The sequence below is a fragment of the Terriglobales bacterium genome, from assembly GCA_035543055.1.
Lineage (GTDB): Bacteria > Acidobacteriota > Terriglobia > Terriglobales > Acidobacteriaceae > JAIQFD01.
In genome coordinates, this window is record DATKKJ010000209.1 from 1 (window position 1) to 4,438 (window position 4,438).

The window sequence follows — 4,438 nt, forward strand, 5'->3', positions numbered from 1 at the left end:
CTGCCCCTGGAGGTGCAGGAACGCATGGCCTGGGCCAAAGAGGAATGCGCCCCCTGCACCGGCATGGTGCTGACCCTGGCGCTGAACTACGGTTCGCGCGATGAGATCGTGGACGCCATGAACTCGGTGGTGCAGGCCGCGCTCAGCAATGGCGGGCTCGATCACCTGACCATCGACGAAGACGCCATCCAGCAGCACCTTTACACCCGCCATCTCCCCGACCCTGACCTCCTCGTCCGCACCTCCGGGGAGATGCGGCTGTCGAATTTCCTGCTGTGGCAGGCGGCCTATGCCGAGATCTATGTCACTCCCATTTTGTGGCCTGATTTTCGCGGCCGGCACCTGCTGGAAGCCATCGCCGAGTACCAGAAGCGCGAGCGCCGCTACGGCGGGCTGATCGAGAGCGCCACGAGTTCCCACTAACCATAGAGACACAGAGCGCAGAGAGCTCAGGGGAAGGGCTTGTCGTGTGGCACGGCTTCAGCGGTGCCACACACGTGCCGTTTATGCCTGTCGTCCTGAGGGGCTTTAGCCCTGAAGGATCCGGGGAATGATTCCAGCACCCGGCATGTGCGCATGGATTCAACCCGAATGTGCCGTCCGGCTAAAGCCGGGCTCCTTGCTCTTTGGCGCGGCTGCTTGGCACGGCTGAAGCCGTGCCCTGACACGAGGAGGTCACGAGCCCTGTTGTTGCTCTGTGTTCCTCGGTGTCCTCTGTGGTTTGCTTTTTCTTGGCTCCAGCAGCGAGAATGCCCGCACGATGAAGCGCGTCCTGACCGCGGCGGTGCTGATCCCGATCGTGCTGCTCATCGTCTTCCGCGCGCCCATGTGGCTGTTCGCGGCATTTGTCGGGCTCGTGGCACTTCTTGCGACGTTGGAGTACCTCGGAATCGCCACCTCGTATTGCGGCAAGCCGCTCCGGGCCGCGACCCTCACCACGATCGTGCTGCTTTTCCTCTATACGACAGTGGCTGCCGGTCTATCACTGCCGCAGGCGATGTCGGGTTTCGAAGCGACGTTCTTCGTCGTGGTGATACCGCTCTTCTTTGTTGTGGTGATGCCCTTCATCTTTCTTGCGATCGGGATGGACGGCGCCAACCTTCGCAACGGTACGCTGGTGGCGATGACTTCCTATTTCGCCTTGCCCTATATCGGCCTGTCGCTTTGGTCGCTTGTACTCGTCCGCTACATGAGCTCGTGGTTCGTGGCTTTTGTGCTGGTAGTGGTTTGGGTGGGCGATACTTGCGCCTACTACGTGGGCCGCGGCCTAGGAAAGCACCTGTTGGCACCGCGCATCAGCCCGAAGAAGACGTGGGAGGGAAGCATCGCATCCCTCCTGGGTGGCGTGCTCGCCGGAGCCGCGTTAATGCACTACTGCCACCAAGCTCCTACGGGTTTCACAATAGGCGTGGGAGTTCTCGTGAATGTGGCAGCCCAAGTCGGCGACTTGGTGGAGTCGTTGATGAAACGCGGGGCCGAGGTGAAGGATTCAGGCGCACTACTGCCCGGACACGGTGGGATTCTCGACCGCATCGACGCTCTTCTGTTCGCCGCTCCGGTTGCTGCCATCCTGTTTGCCGCCGGCTTCTTTTTTGGGGGCACCCATGGGAAGTAATCGTATGTGGGATAATCGAACTTCCATCGCATGAAGCGCATTGCCATCCTGGGCTCGACCGGATCGATCGGCCGCAGCACCGAGAGTGTGGTCGAGTCCCATCCCGGACGCTTCCAGATCGTCACCCTCGCCGCCGGCAATAACCTCGACCGCGTCTTGGAGCAGGCCAAACGCTGGAAGCCGCGCCTGATCTCGATGAGCACCGCCCAGGGCGCGGACGAGTTGCGCCAGCGCCTGAAGTCCGCCGGCTTGAGCGGCATCCCGGTCGCCCATGGCAGCCAAGGCGCAGTCCAGGTCTCCACCCATCCGGAAGTAGATTTCGTGGTCTCCGCCATTGTCGGTGTCGCCGGGCTGGAGGCGACCTACGAAGCGGTGAAGGCGGGCAAGACCGTCGGGTTGGCGAACAAGGAGTCGCTGGTCGCCGCAGGCGAACTGATCACCGCCGAAGCCCGCCGGCAAGGCAAACCGCTGCTGCCCATCGACAGCGAGCACAACGCGGTGCATCAGTGCATGCGCGGCGGCCGCCTCGACGAGGTCCAAACCGTCTGGCTGACCGCCTCTGGCGGCCCCTTCCTGAACACCCCGAAAGAAGAGTTTGCCAGCATCACTGTCGAGCAGGCGCTGAACCATCCCACTTGGAAGATGGGTCGCCGCATCACCATCGATTCCGCCACCCTGATGAACAAAGGCTTCGAGGTGATCGAGGCCTGCCGCCTGTTCAACCTGCCGCCCAGCCAGATCAAGGTCATCATCCATCCCCAGTCCACCATCCACTCCATGGTCGAGTTCCGCGACGGCAGCATCCTGGCCCAGCTTTCGGTCACCGACATGCGCCTGCCCATCCTCTATGCCCTTACCTGGCCGGACCGGGTGGAGAGTGACCTGCGTTTTCCGGTCAGTGACCTTCGGAACCTCGACTTCTGCCCGCCCGACATGCAAAAGTTCCCTTGCTTGCGGCTGGCCTACGAATCGGCGGAGCATGGGGGCGCCAAGACCATCGCCTTGAATGCCGCCGATGAGGTGGCGGTCGCCGCCTTCCTCGACGGTCACATCCGCTTCGAGGAGATCAGCCGTACAATAGAAGGGGTGCTCAGCGAAACCGAAGCCAGCCATCCGGCATCTATTGGAGAGGTGCTGGCCGTCGACTCCGAGGCCCGCAAGAAGGCGACCGAAAGAGTCAGCCGGCTGAGCAGCCGTAACCCGGCGCTCCCCCGTTCAATCTTGGTCAAGTAGAGGGTATTAGCGAACAAATGCATTCGTTTTTCATCGCCGTCGTTTCCGTCACGGGCGTGCTCGGGCTGCTGGTGCTGGTCCATGAGTTCGGCCACTACGCCCTGGCCAAGCTGTTCGGGGTGCGGGTGGAGGTGTTCTCCATCGGCTTCGGCAAGCGGCTGGTCGGCTTCCGCCGTGGCGATACCGATTACCGCATCAGCGCCATCCCCCTGGGCGGCTACGTCAAGATGTCGGGCGAGAACCCGATGGAGCAGCGCAGCGGCGACCCCGCCGAGTTCATGTCGCATCCCCGCTGGCAGCGCTTCCTGATCGCCATCGCCGGGCCGGCGATGAACATCCTGCTGGCCATCTCCGTCCTCACCGCGGTGTACATGGTGCGCTATGAGAAGCCCGTCTATCTCGACGAGCCCGCGGTCATCGGCTGGGTGCTGGAAGGCTCGGTCGCGGACCGGGCCGGGATCCAGCCCGGCGACCGCATCGTGCGCATCGACAACAAGCAGAATCCCACCTGGGAGGACTTGGAGACCGAGGTCCTGCTCAACCCCGGCCTGCCGCTTTCCTTGGGCCTGCAGCGCGGTGATCAGTTCCTGGAGAGGAGCATCACCCCGGAGAAGGTCGGTCCGAACGAGGTGGGAGCGGAGCCCGGCTGGTTCCCGGTTTCCATCCCGCGCGCGGATGTTCTGGATCCGGACATGCCCGCAGCCAAGGCCGGGATGCAGGTGGGAGACGAGGTGATCGCCCTGAACGGCATGCCGGTGCACAACATGTCGGCGATCCTCCATTTCTTACAGGTGAACAAGGACAAGCCGGTCGAGGTAACGGTGCGGCGGCATGGGCGAGAGCTGAAGCTGGTGATGACGCCCAAGCCGACCCCTACGGATGGGGCCAAGCTCTACCGGATCGGGTTCATGCGCCGCGAACCGGTGCGGGCCACCAAACTGCCCTTCGCCCAGGCTTTCTCGAAATCGATCGAGCAGAACCAGCGCTATTCGGTGCTGATCATCGACCTGGTCGGAAAGCTGATCCAGCGCAAGGTGTCGATGAATCAGATCGACGGGCCCATCGGCATCGCCGGCGCCGCCGGACAGGCCGCCCAGGCGCCCGGGTGGTCGCCGCTGATGGAACTGACCGCGATGATCAGCCTCAACCTCGGCATCTTCAACCTGTTCCCCATCCCCATCATGGACGGCGGGGTCATCCTGCTGCTGCTGATCGAAGGCCTGATGCGGCGCGACATCTCCATGCGCATCAAGGAACGCATCTACCAGGCGGCCTTCGTCTTCCTGCTGCTGTTCGCGGTGATGGTCATCTACAACGATCTGGGCAAGCTGCCGGTGCTGTCGAAATATCTGCCCTGAATCTCTCCTCGACAGATTAAGCCATCGGGGTAACCGGTTATCGCCAGTCGTCGTGTCTTCCTGCCTGCAGCTAGAATAATGCTCATGCTTAACAGCGACGTTCAGCAGCTTTTCGATGCAACCCTGAGTGGCGATTACGAGGACGATGCTCCCTGGGAAGCAGTCCAGAAGTTACGACTGCTCGGAACACGAGAGGTGCTTGATATTGCAAGGCAGTGGTGTGTTTCCACTG

At 62.3% G+C, this 4,438-nt stretch carries 4 protein-coding genes; all 4 read left to right on the top strand.

Going from position 1 to position 4,438, the window contains the following annotated elements; all coding sequences use genetic code 11:
• Positions 1–423 (top strand): polyprenyl diphosphate synthase (gene uppS / locus VMS96_13670; protein ID HVP44477.1); only part of this gene is annotated, 423 nt, incomplete at its 5' end.
• A gap of 337 nt (positions 424–760) precedes the next feature.
• The gene (locus tag VMS96_13675; protein ID HVP44478.1) at positions 761–1,615 is read left to right on the top strand and encodes a phosphatidate cytidylyltransferase; all 855 of its coding nucleotides are present in this window, start codon (positions 761–763) and stop codon (positions 1,613–1,615) included.
• Positions 1,616–1,645: 30 nt separating this feature from the next.
• Positions 1,646–2,848 carry a 1-deoxy-D-xylulose-5-phosphate reductoisomerase gene (locus VMS96_13680; GenBank protein ID HVP44479.1) on the top strand — a complete coding sequence of 401 codons (1,203 nt, stop codon included), beginning with the start codon at positions 1,646–1,648 and terminating at the stop codon, positions 2,846–2,848.
• Between the two features lie 17 nt (positions 2,849–2,865).
• Complete coding sequence (gene rseP / locus VMS96_13685) at positions 2,866–4,206, top strand: RIP metalloprotease RseP (GenBank protein HVP44480.1); 1,341 nt, start codon at positions 2,866–2,868, stop codon at positions 4,204–4,206.
• The last annotated feature ends 232 nt before the right edge of the window (positions 4,207–4,438 follow it).